Genomic DNA, 16888 nt, shown 5'->3' on the forward strand with positions numbered 1-16888 from the left:
CGGCCGCCGTGTCGCCGTGAAAACGGTCGCGAAGCCGCTTCGTGTTTTCTAGTTGTAGGAAATAGCGCCTCTATCCTAGATTGGCTCAAGGCCGACGCCGAACGGCCTGCAGGTGACGGAAAATTATCTGACGAGGGCTTGGATTTCGGAAGACATGAATTTCAGAAGGTTTTGGATTTCAGTGGGAGCGTTGAATGCAGATCTTGGGAAGGGGATGGGAGCTTCACCTCAAGCGCCTCGGAATGCACAAGAGCGGCTCGCGGCAGCGAACCTATGGCAGTTATCAAGTCTATATTGACGGCACTGCGGTGCCGTCTTTGGCAGGATTCATTTGCGAAAGATCGGGACCCGGCGACAACAGGACAGCGGGAAACGGCAAACGGATCGAGGCAAAAACCTATCCGCTGTGGACTCAATTCGGTCACTACAGATCTATCGGCTACTCGACGAGCCAGGAAGTGGCAGGCGATCCCCCGATGCCGGCCCTCCTGCTGTTGGGAACGGGCAGAAGAACCGGGATTCTGATTCATCCTGCGCATCCGCCGAATCTTTACCTGTCGAGCATCGGCTGCCTGAATCCGACGAACGCACTCGGCCCCGGGGACCTCATTGACTTTTGGGATTCGCGCCGCCGCGTAATCGCCCTGCTCGAGAGCCTGAGGGAATATGCACCCACGGCCTTCGCGCACGAGGTCTCATCCCGGATCAAGGACGCCTCGATCGTCGTAGATGGAGAGCCAACCAGACGGCTTGCCGCGCCGCGGACGCGCTCTACCGCCGTCATGTCGGCGGCGACCGCCCTGTTGCTGCCGATCTCGAAGGCGTCAGCGCTGATTTGCGCCAGGTGGCTGATGGACAATTTCGGCGACAAGATCAAGAACGCAACCGTCGGCAAGGCCTACAAGCCGAAACACCTCTGCGCGATCGCGTGCCAGGAAACCGCATACAAATGGATTCCGTGGATCGGCCACCACTCGACCCAAACCATTGTGGAACGCGCCGTCTTCGACGCGAGCGGCGACAACCCCGGCACCTCGCGCAGCGCATTCCCGGTCAATACCAGAGCGTTCCGCGACAAATACGGCCAGGCGTTCACCGACATGCTGATTGAAGAAGCGAACAAGACCCGTCGCCTGCAGGGGTGGGGCAACAAGCCGTGGGTCTACAAGGGTTACGGCCTCTTTCAATACGATCTGCAGCATGTGAAAACCGCCGAGGGTTTTTTCGCCAACAAGGAATGGTACAGCTTCGACAATTGCCTAAGCCGCGTCGTTCAGGAACTCGACAGCAAACTGACCGCCCACGGCGGGAATCTCTGGAAAGCCATCAAGGCCTACAACGGCTCTGGCGCGAACGCCGAGAGATACATGCAAAACGTCAAGGTCTTCACGGAATACTGTGAGGAGGTAACTGGACCCTGACCTTTTAGACGTGTGTGTGTCTGGGTCAGCGTGCTCATCCCGTGGAGGTCGCACGTCTTTCAGAATCCCGTCGTGGACCAATGCGGCCGATCGGTCGGATGCTTCAAGATTCTTTCCGGCATCCTCACTTCGACACCGGCAAGGTCAATGCCCGGAAGGATTTCTGAGGCTTGCCTGCGGCCTTGCACTTTTGGTTCCGTCGTCCGACAGCAGCATCATGCTTGAACTGCCGGGAATCGCGAATACCGCCTCAGGTGCGAAATCGGCCGGGATTTTGACCTTCATCGCGACCGGTTCGGTGTCGCCTTCCCTACCGCTCCAGGTGAACAGGGCGAATGGCGCCTTGATATCCGAATCCTCGGCGTCGCCGTGCGGCCCCGCGACGATGACGTAGGTATTGTTGATCCAGTCGATGCTGCGGACGCCGCGTCCTTCGAGTTTGTCGAGCCGCCAAGGATTGCCGAAAACGGGCGTCTTGCCGGCGTCCTTCACCACGTCGGCCGGATTATTGAGTGGGATCACCAAGGCCTTCCTGTCGGGACGCGGATTGCGAAATCCAATCAGGAGGCGGCCGTCGGGCGTGGCAGCGAGGCCCTCGATGTTGAAGCCTGTGTTCGATTCGGGAGGCGGTCCCTCCTCCTTGCCGGGTGCATAGGCCTCGGCAAGTTTCTTGGAAAGTTTCGCAGCCTTCAGGGTCGGATCCTTGAACATGTCCTCGCGCAAGTTCTTGTGGGCGCCGGATCCGATCGGCTCCAGGCGAGGACCTTCCGCATGCGACACGATGCGTGCCGCGAACAAGCGCGACCGGCCTGGTTCGGACTCGCCGCCGGAATCGCGGCCGTGCGAAGCGATCCAGTAGATGCGATCACCAATACGCGCCGCCCCCTCGATGTCGGCTTCCTTGAAAACCGGATTGCCATCCGCTCCGGGTTTCTTTTTCTTCGGGGCTTCCAGGAACGCATCCAGGTTGAGTTCCTGAACGGCGGCGGCCTGTCCTATGCGGTAGACATTGAGGACATTGCTGTCATCATCCGCTACGGCAAAAAAGTTCTGATCGAGCGCCACCGCAGCCGAGCCGTCGCAGGCGCCTGCATATGTCGTGATCTGGTCCGCAGCTTGTGCTGTCGCCAAGGAATTCGTGAGCATGGACAGGGCGACGATGATCAGCAAGCGCAATATAGGAGTGGACTGGATCATGCGTCATCTCCCAATATAACTTGTAAAGCGATCACAATGCACCTGCATCGCAAACGTGTCAAACCCAAAGATGCAACCGGCAACTGCACTTTGAGGCGCGTCAGCCAGTGACGGTTCGATACATCGCGCGACCGAGAAGATGGGCGTGCCGTTTGAGAGACAAATTGCCGTAGGCGTTGCTGCTTCGGCGCACCTATCGGCGAGGCTCAGCCAAATTTTCCTGCCCAATCGCCCCTTACACCGGCGGCGTGCCGTGGGTGTGAAACGACTCGATCGTCTTCAGCCCCCAGGCCTGCCCCTTCTTGCGCTCCTCTTCGGTCCAGACGATCGGCTTCCAGTCGGGCGCGAGAATGAGCCGGGCCCCAGCATTGGCGACTTCGACGCGGTTGCCGCCGGGCTCGTAGACGTAGAGAAAGAAGGTCTGCTGGATCGCGTGCTTGTGCGGACCGGTCTCGATGTGGACGCCGTTTTCGAGAAAGATATCGGCAGCGCGAAGAATCTCCTCGCGGCTGTCGAGCGCGTAAGTGACGTGGTGGAAGCGGCCGGCCTTGCCGTAGTGGTCGCGGGTATAGGCGAAGTCGTAGCTCTTGTTCGACATCGTCATCCACATCGCGGCTTCCGTGCCGTCGTTCAGCACGATCTGTTCGGTGGTGCGCAAGCCCAGATAGTTTTCGAAGAAGAGCCGGTTCGCCTTGATGTCGACGGCCAGGCAATTGAGGTGATCGAGCCGGCGGACATTGACGCCGCGCGCAGGAAAGCGTTGCGCCTGGTTCTTTAACGCCGGCTTGAGTTCGGGCGGCGCCTGATACCATTCGGTTTCGTAATAGAGCTCGACGATATGGCCGTCGGGGTCGCGACAGCGGAATGTCGGCCCCTGTCCCATATCGCCATCGATCCAGCCAATGTCGAAGCCGGAGCCTCTCAGCGCGGCGACGCGACGCTCCAGCGCCTGTGGGCTGCGCGCGCGCAACGCCATGTGCTCCATGCCTGATGTTTTCGAGGCCGTCAGCTTCAGCGAATAGCGCTCGTAATCGTCCCAGCCGCGCAGGTAGACCGAATCGCCCTTCTGGCCGCTGACGGTCATGCCCATGACGTCGACGAAGAATTTCAGGCTCTCGTCCGGCTTCGGCGTCAGCAATTCCATGTGGCCGAGATGGGCGAGATCGAAGATCGGCTCGGGGGTCATGTCGGTTCTCCTGATCGAGTTCGTCATACCCCGCGAAGGCGGGGTATCCAGTACGCCGTGCTGTCGCGAACAAATCCGAAGCGACGCGGCGTACTGGATCATCCGCTTTCGCGGATGATGACAGCTGTGCGGGTGGCTACCAGAGCGCCCGCGTTACATCGTCGAACAACTCCTCCACCGCAAGCGCACCCGGAATGAGTTTTTGCTGCGCGGAGTAATCGATAATCAGTTGCAGCGAACGCTGCATCTCGTCCCGGCTGAAGCGCGGCGCTGCTGGCGAAGCGGTCGCGGACTCGGCGAGCAGCCGATGCACCTCCCGCACAGCATCCGGATGTTCCTCCGACAATCTCCGGCTCACCACCACCATATGGTTGATCGGCACCGCACCGTGCTCCCCAAACCAAGCCTTCTCTTCAGCAGCGGCATCGGCAAACAGCGGCTTCAAATCCGGATGATCCGATTTCTCCCCGAGCACTGCATCGAGTTCGCCGTCGATCAGCATCTGGACAATCTGCTTGCCCGCAGGCGCCCGCCTGGTCGTATCGACGAATTCGGCGACATGGGCCTCCTCGAACGTCACCCACTCGATCGAATCGAGATCGACACCATAGTCGTTGGCAAGGATGCCGCGCAGCCATGCGCCGGTGGTCGTCGTGAAGGAGCGGATGCCGACCCGCTTGCCGCTGAGATCGCGCGGCGTAAGCGTTCCCGCCTTCGCATTGTAAAGCGCATGCCCATGCTGAAAGCGGGCCAATACGACATCGGGCAGCAGCACCATCGGCTTGCCGAACGATTTTGCCATCAAATACGTGACGATCGCCATCTCCGAGACGTCGAACGCCCCCTCACGGACCATCGGCTTGAAGCCTTTGTTGGTCGGCGAATACGGCGCGAAATCGAACTCGACCAGGTCCGACCTGATCGATCCGTTCTTCAGCGCGGTCGTGCCGGGATGGTCGCCGAGCAAGGTGCGCAGGCGCATCGCCACTTCAGTCCTCCTCCAACTCGTCGACATAGATGAGACCGGCCTTCGCCAGCGGCTCGCGCATCTTGTACATATCAAGCCCGAGCACGCCCGCGGCGAGTTGCTTGCGCTTGTCGTCTTCGTCGGCGACGCGCTTCTCGCCCTTGACGACGACATCGGCGGCGTCCTTGCGTCCGATCACCACGACGCCATCGTCATCCGCAACGACCACATCGCCCGGCTTCACATTGATGCCGGCACACACCACCGGCACATTGACCGCACCGAGCGTCGCCTTCACTGTCCCCTTGGCCGAGATCGCCTTCGACCATACTGGAAAGCCCATTTCGCGAAGCGATTTGGCGTCGCGAACGCCGGCATCGATGACGAGGCCTCTTACGCCGCGCGCCATCAATGAGGTCGCCAGCAGATCGCCGAACATGCCGTCGGTATTGTCGGTCGTGCAGCCGACCACCAGAATATCGCCGGGCCGGCACTGCTCCACCGCGACGTGGATCATCCAGTTGTCGCCGGGTTGCGCCAGCACGGTCACGGCGGTGCCTGCCGTCTCGGCCCCGCTCCACACCGGGCGCAGATAGGGCTTCATCAGCCCGAAACGGCCATAGGCCTCATGCGCGGTGGCGACGCCGAGTGCGCCGAGCCGCTTCACGAGCTCGGGCTCTGTGCGCTTGATATTGCGGACGACGACCGTCTTCATGCCAGTTCCTCCATCGCCATCGGGAACAGCCGCTGATAGGCCTCGCCATAGGTCATTGGCTTGCCGGTGTTGCGGCCACCCTGCACGCCCCGCTGCAGCGCGACCCGCTCGTAATAGGCCCACAGGTGCTTCTGGGCCGCGAGAATTTCGAACGTCTTGCGCTTGACATCCCAGACCTCGTCGATGTTGAGGATCACCTGCGGCCTGAAATTGCACATCTCCGGCTGATGCGGCTCGAACAGGAACACCGGCGGCGCCGAATAGGTGTATTTGGCGCCGGGCTTGTGACCCATCGCCTGCGCGACCACGCGGGTTTCCTGCGCGAAGTGCGCCGCGTTCGGATGATCGAAATTATAGGGATCTTCCAGCGCATGGGTCAGCACGAAGGACGGATTGAGCTCGCGGTAGATATCGACCATACGGTCGAAATGCGCCTCCGTGAGCCGCAGCGGATAATCTCCCGCGTCGAAGAACTCGATTTCCGCGCCCAGCATCTCCGCCGCGCGCTGCGCCTCGTCGCGCCTTCCGGCCTTCACCTTCTCCATCGTCGCGCCGGGCTCTTTCCAGGCGAACTGGCTTTCGCCGCGCTCGCCGAACGAGAGGCAGGCGATCTTGATGCGGTAGCCCTTCTTGGCGTGCAGCGCGATCGCGCCGCCCGCGCGCCAGACGAAATCACCGGGATGCGCGGTAACCACAAGGCCCGTTTTGCCAGCATTGCTCATGATCGGGATTTCCTCCTTCGATTGTTGCACGTTGCCGGCCGCGCCGGCAGCATGACTACTGTTTGGCAATTCCTGCCCGCTCGATCACGTCAGCCCATTTGTCGACATCGACCTTCAGCCGATCGAGGATTTCCTCGGGCGAGCTGGCCTTGGCCTCGATGCCGAGATCGAGCGCGCGCTTCTTCAAGTCGGGCATCTCGAGCACTTCGCGCAGCGCGGCATTGAGCGTCCTGATCACCTCCGGCGGTGTGCCCTTCGGCGCAAAGATCGCGTTCCAGGACCGCGCCTCGAAATCCCCGCCGCCGGCTTCCTTCACCGTTGGCACATCAGGCAGAAACGTGGTGCGCACGGGCCCCGAAGACGACACGGCAATCGCCGCCTTGTCGGCAATATGCGATCGCACCGCGCTGTAATTTTCGATCGCCATCTGGATATCGCCACGCAACAGCGCGATCAGCACTTCGGGCGAACTACGGAACGGCACGATCGTAACATCGACGCCGGCGGTCGATTTGAACAATTGCGCGGCGAGGTTCTGGGTCGATCCGACATTGATGGTGCCGACATTGAGCGTGCCGGGCCTTTGCTTCGCTGCCTTGATGAAGTCAGCCAGCGTCGGATACGGCGAGCCAGCCTGGGAGACGAAGATGAAGTCGAAATAGCCCATGCTCGAAACCGGCACGAAATCGGTCACCGGATTGAACGTCAGGTTTTTGAACAGCGATACGGAAATCGCGGTACCGTTGCTGAACAGCGCCAGCGTATGGCCGTCCGCGGGCGCGGACAGCACAGCGCGCGCTGCGTTGATACCCCCGGCGCCCGGCATGTTCTCGATGACGAAGCGCTGGCCGAGCTTTTCGCCGAGTTTTTCGGTAACAAGCCGCGCCGTGACGTCGGCGACGCCGCCCGCGCCGAACGGCAGGATCAGCCGCACCGGTCGGTTCGGATAACTTTGCGCGCGGGCGAATTGCTGCGGCAACAGCGCTGCCGCCAGCGCCGCCATGCCGGCGAACAACGCGCGGCGCCGGCTCAAGCCATGCTGCTTTCGTTTGTTCGCCATCGCACGCGCTCCTTCAAAACTCGAACAGCCGCGCCGGATTGTCGACCAGAATCTTCTGCTGCAGTTCCGGTTCCGGTGCAAACAGCGGAATGAGATCGACCAGATCGCCATCGTTGGGCATCACCTTCACATTGGGATGCGGCCAGTCGGTTCCCCAGATCACGCGCTCCGGCGCCGTCTCGACGATGCGGCGCGCGAACGGCACCGCATCGTGGAATGGTGGCCCGCCGGAGGAAACCCGCTCGCAACCGCACACCTTCACCCAGCATTTCTCGTCACGCTTCATCAGGTCGATCAACGTCCGGAACGGAAGCTGGTCGAGACCGTCGGATACCTTGACGCGCCCCATGTGATCGATGGTGTAGCGCACCGGCAATTTTGCCAGCATCTCGGCATATTCAGGCAAATCGATCGCGTCGAAATGCAGGTCGATGTGCCAGCCGAGCGGCGCGACCATCGCGACGATACGATGGAACGCCGCCATGTCGGGCACCCCGCCGAGATGACGGACGAAGTTGAAGCGGCAGCCGCGGAAGCCTCCCTCGTGTAGCTCGCGCAAGCCCCGCTCGGTGATGGTATCGTCGATATTGGCGACGGCGCGAAAGGTCCCGTTGCTGACGGCAATGGCATCGAGCGCCACGCGATTGTCGGTGCCGTGCACGCTGGCATTGACGATGACCGCGCGGCCGATTCCGAGCTTGCTGTGCAACGCCCGGAAATCCTCGAGCGGCGCGTCCGGCGGCGTATAGGGCCGTCCGGGCGCGTAAGGATATTTGTCGCCGGGGCCGAAGATGTGGGTATGCGCGTCACACGCCAGCGGCGGAAGCTTGAACTTCGGCGTTCGCGTGTCGGGATCGGGTCCGGGAATTGTGGGCTGGTTCATGGTGCCTTCTGCAGTGCTCGGTTCGGGCAGGTACCTAGTCGGATGGATTTTCTTTCCGCTTTCGAACGGCACCCACTGCGTGCGGTTGTGTTGGCTTGATCCGGCGTGACGCGCCGTCGATTTGATCGACGTCGGATGCCTGCAGCGAGGCAACCGTCGCCGAGACGATCTGCTCGATCGCTTCCGCCATGTCGGCGCCATCGGCTTCGCCGCGGGAGAGCCGCGTCACCCGCTCCGGATTGACGAGGGTGTAATACAGCGCGCCGAGCAGGAACTGCGACCGCCAGACGATCGTCGTGCGCGGCAGATGCGGCAGGCTTTCCGCGATGGCGTCAATGAATGCATTGGTGGTGTCGTCGAAGATTTCCGCGATGATGCGCCCCACCACCGCGTTGCCTTCGGCCGACATCACCGCGCGCAGCCGCGTGAATCGCGCCCCGCCGCCGGCAAGGTCGCTGCTCGACGAAAAGGCCGGCTGCACGTAGGCGCGCACGATCGCTTCCAGCCGGTCCTGAATGTCGCGCACGCGCCTTGCAGCCACCAGCAGTTCTATGCGGCGCTTGTTCATCGGGCCGCAATGCCGCTTGTAGATTTCGAGCAGCAGCCCGTCCTTGCTCTTGAAGTGATAGGTGATGCTGCCGGGATTGGCGCCCGCCTCCAGCGCAATGTCGCGGATCGACACGGCATTGAAACCGCGCGTCGAGAACAACAGCTCGGCCGCGCTCAGGATGGCTTCCCGCATGTTGGGGTTTCGCGTCATGGCATTTGCTTTCCGTTCTCGAGTTTTGTACGTTTGTACAAATGATAAGGTCTAGTCAACAAAAATCCTATTCCAGAGGAAGGCGCCCCGCATGCCCGTTTTCAGCAAGATCCTGCGCACCGTATTCGCAGCCGCCACGCTTTCGCTGGCGGCCACACACGCCTACTCGGAGCCGTTCCCGACCCGGCCCGTGCGTATCCTGGTGCCCTATGCCGCCGGCGGCGCCGTCGACGTCCTGGCGCGCACGCTCGGGCAATCGCTGTCGAAGACCTGGGGGCAGCAGCCCGTCATCGAAAATCGTCCGGGCGCCGGTGGAATCATCGCTTCGCAAGCACTCACGCAATCGGCGCCGGACGGCTACACGCTGATCCTGGTCGCCAGCGGCCATCCGTTGAACCAGTTCTTCTATCCAAAATTGCCCTACGACACCTTCAAGGACTTCACCGCCATCAGCGAGATCGCCTATTCGCCGCTGGCAATCGTGGTTTCCAAAACCAGCTCAGTGAAGAATTTGCAGGAGTTGCTGTCGACAGCGCGCGCAAAGCCTGAGTCGTTGTCGTACGGCATGTCCGGCAACGGCACCTCGGCGCATCTGGCCGGTGAGCTCCTCAACTACATGGCCAAAGTCAAGATCCAGGCGATCCCCTACAAAGGCGGTGCCCCTGCCCTCACGGCCGTGATCGCGGGCGAGATTCCCATGAGCGTCAACCCGCTGCCCGAGGTGGTCGGCCAGCTCGAAGGCAATGCCGTGCGCGCCCTTGCCGTGACGACAGCCCAGCGCTCGAAGGCATTGCCCGATGTTCCAACGGTCGCGGAAGCCGGCCTGCCCGGCTATGACGCCTCGGTTTGGTGGGGTTTTCTCGGCCCGGCCGGCATGGCGCCTGACCTGGTCGCCAAGATCCACGCCGACCTTGCCGCCGTCCTGAAGGATCCGGTGGTTCTGACCGCGCTGGAAAAGATGGGCGCCACGCCGGTCGGCAATTCGCCCAAGGATTTCGATGCCTTCATGCGCGCCGAAGCCGCGAAGTGGGAGCCGGTGCTGAAGGAGGCGAATATCAAGGTGCAGTGAGATCGCCGAGCCGGCTTGCGCGGTCAGATCATCGCGCATTCGCCGGCGCATGCACGTGCCAGAGATCGGCGCGCCAGTGCAGCACGATCGCCAGCATCAGCGCGAGACCGGCCGCCGCGTAGACGGTGCCGGTCGCCGCAAATCCGATCTCGTCGATCAGGCTGCCGGCGGCCAACAGACCGATCGGCAGGCCGTAGATCACCATCATGCGCACGCCCATCACCCGGCCGCGGAAATTCTCGCTCGCGGTCCGCATCAGGATGACGGCGATCGAGATCATGGCGAGGCTTTGCGAAAAGCCCGCCACCACCAGGCACACGATCGCGGTCGGCACGGTCTGCATCTGCGCAAATACCAGCAAGGTCACGTACCAGACGACGGTCGCGCCGATCATCAGCCGCGCCACCCGGATATCGCGGATCAGGCTCAATACGATCGAACCGGCCAGCGAGCCGATCGCAAAACTCGCCGACAGATAGCCAAGCCCGGTCTGGTTGGTGCCGTAGATCGCCTTGGCGATATAGGGCAGCAGGCCGTTGGAGAGCGGATAGGCCGTGAGGTTGGCCAGAAATGCCACCCAGAGCGCAGCCTGCATCCGCGGCGTGGTCCAGACATAGGCGACCCCTTCCTTGAGATCGCGCAGCGGCGAGCGCTGCAACGCCTCGCTGGCCGCCTCGCCCGCGAGTTGCGGCTTTGCCGGCGCCACGATGCACAGCGTCAGCGCGGTCGCGGTAATGTAAAGGCAGACGATCGCCACGTAGGCCGGACCCATGCCGAGCGAGGCAAACAAGCCGGCGCCGCTCAGCGCGCCGGCAATGCGCGCGGTATCCATCGTGGTGCGCGAGATGCTGATTGCCCCAATCAACTGGCCATGCGGCATGATGGTCGCAACCAAAGCGCCGCGAACGCCGAGATCCGACGGACGAACGATGCCCATCACGGCCGCGATGGCAAAAACAAATATCGGCGCGAGATGGCCGGACAGCGCCAGCGTCATCAGCACGGCGGCCAGCATCGCGTAGGTCGCGCGCATCATCGCCAGCAGATCGCGGTGACCGATGCGGTCGCCGACGACGCCGAACATCGGCGCTACCAGCGTACCGACATAGCCGAGCGAGGCGAACAGGGTAAGCAGCAGAACCGATCCGGTCTCGACCAGCACGTACCAGCCGAGAATGAGCGTCTCCATCTCGAACGCCCACGAGGTGAGCAGATCAGCCGGCCATTGAAAGCGATAGTTCCTGACGCGGAATGGTGCGAGCGCGGAAGATCGCGCAGGCTCGCTCAAGATGCGTTGTCGCGATTCATCGCGATCCACCCTGCCCTGTTTCTTGTTATGAAGAACTGGATAGCAAGCCGGGCCCCTCGTTTCAAGCAGCCGCGTTTCAAGCAGACGACGTCTTAGGCAGCCGACATGGCCCTGGCGCGGTGCGAGAGCAACAGCCGCCTCACCTCGGCGGCCGATATCGCGGGGCTGAACAGATAGCCCTGCATCTCGGTGCAGCCGAGGATGTACAGCAAGTTCCTCTGCTGTTCGGTTTCGACACCCTCCGCCGTTGTCGTCATGTCGCTGGCGGCTGCGATATTCACCACCGCCTGGACGATGGACGAGGATGCGCCGGGGCCTGCGATGTCCCTGATGAACGAACGATCGATCTTGATCTTGTCGAACGGGAAACGCTGGAGGTAGCTGAGCGAGGAGTAGCCGGTGCCGAAGTCGTCCAGCGCGATTCGGACACCCAGCTTGCGCAACTGATGCAGCATGTCGAGCGCCGCCTCGTCGTCGCGAATGAGGACGGCCTCGGTGATTTCGAGCTCCAGCCTGCTCGCGGGAAGGCCGCAGGCGGCCAACGCCGCGGCCACGTTCAGCGCCAGCGATTGGCTCCTGAACTGCACCGGCGAGACGTTGACCGCGACGCGGACATGGTCGGGCCAGGTAGCGGCCTCGGCGCAGGCGGCATTGAGCACCCACAGGCCGAGCTGATTAATCAGGCCGCTGTCTTCCGCGATCGGGATGAATTCCGCCGGCGAGATCATACCGCGTTCGGGGTGCCGCCACCGCAACAGCGCCTCGCAGGATGAGATCTTGCCGTCCTCGATATTTGACCACCGGCTGGTAATAGGTCTCGAGGCTGCCGTCGCTGATCGCCTGGCGCAGCTCGAGCTCCAGGCTTCGCCGCGTTTTGGCGCGCTGATCCATGCCGGTCTCGAAGAAGCGGTAGGTTCGCCGTCCGTCGCCCTTGGCGCCGTAGAGCGCAAGGTCCGCATTCCTCAACAACTGGTCGAGGTCCACCCCGTCGCTGGGAGCAAACGCTATTCCGATGCTGGCATCGGTGGTGATCAGGTGCCCCATACATTCAAAGGGCTGCCTGATCGCCGAATGGATTGCATCAACGAGCCGAGTGGTTTCCGAGCGATCCTTGATGGGCATTTGAATGACGGCAAACTCATCGCCGCCGAGCCGGGCCGCCACGTCGGTTTCCCTCAAGCAACCGCGCAGGCGATCGGCGACGCCTTTGAGCAATTCATCGCCGATCGGATGGCCGAGCGCGTCGTTGACGCTCTTGAATTCGTCGATGTCGATATAGAGCACCGCCAATTGCTCGCCCGGCCGGATCGCTGTGAGCGAATGTTCCAGCCGCTCGCGGAGCAGGATCCGGTTCGGCAGGTCTGTCAGACCGTCGTAGTGCGCCAGATGCGCGATCTTCTCTTCCGCGCGCTTGCGCTCGGTGATGTCTTCGATCGTGGCCACCCACCCGCCCCCCTTCAGCGGCCGGTTGATGATCTCGATCGCCCGGCCGCCCGGCGCTTCCGTAAGTTGGCGCGTGGCCTTGCCGAGCGACACCTTCTGAATGATCGCGTTGCAGAATGCATCGACGTCGCCATCGAAGGATCCGGTTTCCTTCCGGTGGGCGATCAGCCGCTGCATGGTGCAGCCGGCCTTCGCCACGTCGGGCGACAATCCGAACATGTCGAGATAGGGCTGGTTGCAAATGATGATCCGCGCGGATGCATCATACAGAACAAGACCTTGCGGGATGTTGTTCACGGCGATCGAGAGCTGCCGCCGCTCGGCCGCCAGCCGCCGATCAGTCAATCGGTCGCGCCGCAGCAAGTGTCCGGCGACTGCGGCCAGAGCGGCGACGAGCGCCAGCAGGACGCGTTCGCGAAGGCTCCATGTCGAGATAGCAAATTGCGCGAGTACGGCCGCCGCGAGCAGGACGACGGCGCAGACAGCAAACAGCGTAAATAGCCCGGCCTTATCGGCGGGACCCCCAGGCAATTTCTGGTCGCTTTCGATGCTCACCCGAGATGCTTCTCCGCGCGAAATCGCCAATCCGCGGGCGGTTGGCGATCGGTCATGCAGACGCAAGCCGGAATCCAGTTTTCCCGCCCAGCGATATTGGTACGAAGGACAAATGGAAGGCGCGTTACAACTTGCGGTTAGCAATCGGTTACGTCGATACACCGGCTGGCTCCAATCACCATCGCCACTAGCAGGTTATCGATAGGTGACCCTTGGCTGGTCCTCTCCTTCGAAATGGTAAACGAGAGATTAATTCGCAGCAGAGCTCGCGCGACCCAGCAAATGCGAGAAAACCTTGATTTTCCAAGCCTAACTCGCAATCGAAGCATGAGATCGGACTCCGCTGCAAATACGGATCCTGACCGAGATGCCGCTGATTTAGCTGATACGGAACCACGCCGGTTTAACCGTTTCGCTAGTCGGGGCCGCCCATAATGCACGCCAGACCCCAATTCATGAGATCCAGGTTCAACACCGTGACATCCTTCGGACGTGTGATTTCCGTGCGCGGCTCCCTCGCCCGGGTCGGACTTCTGGCGACAGGCCAGATGCCCCTTTCCGAAGTGCGCGCCACCGTCGGCCGCTTCATCAGTATTCGCTGTGCGACATCCACCACCATCATCGCCATGATTACCGAGGTGTCGTGCGAGAATCAGCCAAGTTCTGATGAATACATCGCGACCGCATCGGTCGACCTGCTCGGCGAAATTTTCGGCGGCGACCGCCCGAAATTCCAACGCGGCGTCACCAATTATCCGACGATCGGCGACGCCGTCGACCTCGTCACCGCCCAGGACCTTCGCACCGTCTATGCGCCGAGCGGGTCGGACCAGATCAATGTCGGCACCCTGCAGCAGGACCGCTCGGTGATCGCCTATGTCGACGTCGAGGAGATGCTCTCCAAGCACTTCGCGGTCCTCGGCTCCACCGGCGTCGGTAAATCGACCAGCGTGTCGCTGCTGCTCAATGAGATTCTGAAGGCGCGGCCGAACCTGAGGGTTTTCCTGCTCGACGTGCACAACGAATATGGCCGCTGCTTCGGCGACCGCGCGGTCGTAATGAACCCGCGCAATTTGAAACTGCCGTTCTGGCTGTTCAATTTCGAAGAGATCGTCGACGTGCTGTTCGGCGGCCGCCCGGGCGTGCCGGAAGAGCTCGACGTCCTCGCCGAAGTCATTCCGATGGCGAAGGGCATCTATACCCAGTATCAGAACTCCGACCGGCTCGGGCTCAAGCGCATGGATTCCAAGTCGGTCGGCTACACCGTCGATACGCCGGTGCCGTATCGCCTTGTCGACCTGATCTCGCTGATCGACGAGCGGATGGGCAAGCTGGAGAACCGCTCCTCGCGCATCATCTATCACAAGCTGATTTCGCGCATCGAGACCGTGCGCAACGATCCGCGCTACGCCTTCATGTTCGACAACGCCAATGTCGGCGGCGACACCATGGCGGAAGTCATCAGCCATCTGTTCCGGCTGCCTGCCAACGGCCGGCCGATGACCATCATGCAGCTCGCCGGCTTCCCCGCCGAAGTCGTGGATTCCGTGGTGTCGGTGCTGTGCCGCATGGCGTTCGATTTCGGCCTGTGGAGCGACGGCGTCTCGCCGCTGCTGTTCGTCTGCGAAGAGGCGCATCGCTACGCCTCGGCCGACCGCAACATCGGCTTCGGGCCGACACGCAAGGCGGTGTCGCGCATCGCCAAGGAGGGGCGCAAATACGGCGTCTATCTCGGCCTCGTCACCCAGCGCCCGGCCGAACTCGACGCCACCATCATTTCCCAGTGCAACACGCTGTTTGCGATGCGCCTTGCCAACGACCGCGACCAGGCGCTCTTGCGCTCGGCGGTCTCGGACGCCGCCGCCAACCTGTTGTCGTTCGTGCCCTCGCTCGGCACCCGCGAAGTCCTGGCCTTCGGCGAAGGCGTGGCACTGCCGACGCGGCTGCGCTTCAAGGAGGTTCCGGTCCATCAATTGCCGCGCAGCGAAGCCACGATCGCCACCGTGCCGTCGGTTTCCGCCGGCCACGACATGCACTTCGTCTCGGCCGTGCTGGATCGCTGGCGCGGCGCCACCTCGCACCGCGACGTGCCGAACGATCCCTCGATCAGCGATCGCCCTGCCGCCCGCGTCATGACGCCGGTCGAAGCGCCGATGCTGCAGCCCTCGATGGGGCTCGATCCCGACCGCTTCTCGCTGCTGAAAAAGCCGCTGCGCTGAGGCATAACAGTTTCGCGCGATTGCTCCGCGCGGGGCGATGTCCACTTCTCCAGAAAACGCTATATGGTTCCGGCAACGCCGCATCCCGCGGCCATCAGCCGGAACCCTTTCATGTCCAAGCCCGCCGCCAAACGATTTCAGCCGCCCGCCATCGACAAACTGCCGGAGGATATCCGCACGCGAATTCTCGCGGTGCAGGAGAAGTCCGGCTTCGTGCCGAACGTGTTCCTCACGCTGGCCTACCGGCCCGACGAGTTTCGCGCCTTCTTTGCTTATCACGACGCGTTGATGGAGAAGGACAGCGGGCTGACCAAGGCCGAGCGCGAGATGATCGTGGTGGCGACGTCGGCCGCCAACCAGTGCCATTATTGCGTGATTGCCCACGGCGCGATCCTGCGCGTCCGGGCGAAAAACCCCGTGATCGCCGACCAGATCGCGGTCAACTATCGGAAGGCCGACATCACGCCGCGGCAGCGCGCCATGCTCGACTTCGCCATGAAGGTAAGCCGGGCGGCCAATGAAGTCTCCGAGGCCGATTTTGCCGAGGTCGCCGGCCACGGCTTTTCCGAGGACGACATCTGGGACATCGCGGCCATTTCGGCCTTCTTCGCGCTGTCGAACCGGCTGGCCAACGTCACCGCGATGCGCCCCAACGACGAGTTCTATATGATGGGGCGGTTGCCGAAACAGGAATGAGCCCCGCGTCGTTACGGTTCCATCAGACGTTGCGGAGATGGATGGCTGTCCTGCGGTTGGCAAGATTTCATGTTGGACGCGCTGCCGCCGTGCTAAAAGGGCAGCGGGATTTGTCGTCGGACGAACGCAGTGAAAACCCAGCGGCCCATCATCACGGACGATGAGCACGTCGTGCTCAAGTTCCGGCCGCGTACCTCGGCCCACCCGCCTGGCGGGCGGGAAGAGCCTGGCCAGGCCGCCAGTCAAGTCAAGGGGCCGCAAACCGCGAACGATCTGTCCCGCTACGAACGGTCGCGCGACGAGGGCGACGACTTCCGTCACCGCATGCTCGCCAACATCGCAGCACTCGCCTTCACCGTGGCCCTGACCGCGATCGGCATCTGGCTTGCGGTGAGCATCGCCGATCTCCGCAAGACCCAGGATTGCGTCCTGATGGGCCGCCGCGACTGCGCAAGGATTTCGGTGGCGCCGCAGGGGTAAGCTCCTGTTTCGATGTTCAAGCAACCAAACCGTCATACCCCGCCACCGGGTCTCGCCCTTGGCGAGCCCGATGACAGGCCCCGGCGGGGTATCCAGTACGCCGCGGCCTACCCACGTCATTGCGAGCGCAGCGAAGCAATCCACATTTCGGCTCGGGGATAGATGGATTGCTTCGCTGTGCTCGCAATGACGCGGAGATAGTGACG

14 protein-coding genes and 1 pseudogene are annotated in these 16888 nt (G+C 62.3%); 5 read left to right on the plus strand and 10 right to left on the minus strand.

Going from position 1 to position 16888, the window contains the following annotated elements; genetic code table 11:
• Positions 1 to 194 precede the first annotated feature (194 nt).
• Positions 195 to 1421, plus strand: a complete 1227-nt coding sequence (locus tag V1278_RS25920) for a peptidase S8/S53 subtilisin kexin sedolisin (RefSeq protein WP_334382647.1) — start codon at positions 195 to 197, stop codon at positions 1419 to 1421.
• 144 nt (positions 1422 to 1565) lie between these two features.
• Here the strand turns inward: V1278_RS25920 and V1278_RS25925 are convergent, their stop codons facing one another.
• The 8 genes from V1278_RS25925 to V1278_RS25960 form a co-directional block, all read right to left on the minus strand.
• Complete coding sequence (locus tag V1278_RS25925) at positions 1566 to 2618, minus strand: DUF3616 domain-containing protein (protein WP_334382648.1); 1053 nt, start codon at positions 2616 to 2618, stop codon at positions 1566 to 1568.
• A 235-nt stretch (positions 2619 to 2853) separates the two neighbouring features.
• Entirely contained in the window at positions 2854 to 3804 is a 951-nt protein-coding gene (locus V1278_RS25930) for a catechol 2,3-dioxygenase (protein ID WP_334368269.1), read from the minus strand.
• 136 nt (positions 3805 to 3940) lie between these two features.
• The gene (locus tag V1278_RS25935; protein WP_334384259.1) at positions 3941 to 4786 is read right to left on the minus strand and encodes an ABC transporter substrate-binding protein; all 846 of its coding nucleotides are present in this window, start codon (positions 4784 to 4786) and stop codon (positions 3941 to 3943) included.
• A 7-nt stretch (positions 4787 to 4793) separates the two neighbouring features.
• Positions 4794 to 5486 carry a 4-carboxy-4-hydroxy-2-oxoadipate aldolase/oxaloacetate decarboxylase gene (locus tag V1278_RS25940; protein ID WP_334382649.1) on the minus strand — a complete coding sequence of 231 codons (693 nt, stop codon included), beginning with the start codon at positions 5484 to 5486 and terminating at the stop codon, positions 4794 to 4796.
• Positions 5483 to 6208, minus strand: coding sequence for a PIG-L deacetylase family protein (locus tag V1278_RS25945; RefSeq protein ID WP_334382650.1), 726 nt, complete (start codon positions 6206 to 6208; stop codon positions 5483 to 5485). The genes V1278_RS25940 and V1278_RS25945 overlap by 4 nt, the downstream gene beginning before the upstream one ends.
• Before the next feature lie 55 nt (positions 6209 to 6263).
• The gene (locus V1278_RS25950; RefSeq protein ID WP_334382651.1) at positions 6264 to 7268 is read right to left on the minus strand and encodes a Bug family tripartite tricarboxylate transporter substrate binding protein; all 1005 of its coding nucleotides are present in this window, start codon (positions 7266 to 7268) and stop codon (positions 6264 to 6266) included.
• Positions 7269 to 7281: 13 nt separating this feature from the next.
• Positions 7282 to 8151, minus strand: a complete 870-nt coding sequence (locus tag V1278_RS25955) for an amidohydrolase family protein (RefSeq protein ID WP_334368265.1) — start codon at positions 8149 to 8151, stop codon at positions 7282 to 7284.
• Positions 8152 to 8185: 34 nt separating this feature from the next.
• Positions 8186 to 8911 (minus strand): TetR/AcrR family transcriptional regulator, encoded by a 726-nt coding sequence (locus V1278_RS25960; RefSeq protein ID WP_334382652.1) that lies wholly within the window; start codon positions 8909 to 8911, stop codon positions 8186 to 8188.
• A gap of 91 nt (positions 8912 to 9002) precedes the next feature.
• On the opposite strand from V1278_RS25960, the gene V1278_RS25965 reads away from it, so the two are divergent.
• Positions 9003 to 9980, plus strand: coding sequence for a tripartite tricarboxylate transporter substrate binding protein (locus V1278_RS25965; RefSeq protein ID WP_334382653.1), 978 nt, complete (start codon positions 9003 to 9005; stop codon positions 9978 to 9980).
• Between the two features lie 28 nt (positions 9981 to 10008).
• Here the strand turns inward: V1278_RS25965 and V1278_RS25970 are convergent, their stop codons facing one another.
• A complete protein-coding gene (locus V1278_RS25970; RefSeq protein ID WP_334382654.1) occupies positions 10009 to 11268 on the minus strand; it encodes an MFS transporter in 1260 nt (419 codons plus the stop codon).
• A 113-nt stretch (positions 11269 to 11381) separates the two neighbouring features.
• Positions 11382 to 12972: pseudogene (locus V1278_RS25975) on the minus strand (EAL domain-containing protein); the annotation flags it as partial.
• A 770-nt stretch (positions 12973 to 13742) separates the two neighbouring features.
• Between V1278_RS25975 and V1278_RS25980 the strand changes: the two are divergent.
• The 3 genes from V1278_RS25980 (at position 13743) to V1278_RS25990 (ending at position 16682) form a co-directional block, all read left to right on the plus strand.
• On the plus strand, positions 13743 to 15506 hold the full coding sequence (locus V1278_RS25980) for an ATP-binding protein (RefSeq protein ID WP_334382655.1): 1764 nt from the start codon (positions 13743 to 13745) through the stop codon (positions 15504 to 15506).
• 111 nt (positions 15507 to 15617) lie between these two features.
• On the plus strand, positions 15618 to 16202 hold the full coding sequence (locus V1278_RS25985) for a peroxidase-related enzyme (RefSeq protein ID WP_334382656.1): 585 nt from the start codon (positions 15618 to 15620) through the stop codon (positions 16200 to 16202).
• Positions 16203 to 16331: 129 nt separating this feature from the next.
• Positions 16332 to 16682: a hypothetical protein gene (locus V1278_RS25990; RefSeq protein WP_334382657.1), complete on the plus strand. Its 351-nt coding sequence runs from the start codon at positions 16332 to 16334 to the stop codon at positions 16680 to 16682.
• Positions 16683 to 16888 lie beyond the last annotated feature (206 nt).

Source organism: Bradyrhizobium sp. AZCC 1577 (assembly GCF_036924575.1).
Classification (GTDB): domain Bacteria; phylum Pseudomonadota; class Alphaproteobacteria; order Rhizobiales; family Xanthobacteraceae; genus Bradyrhizobium.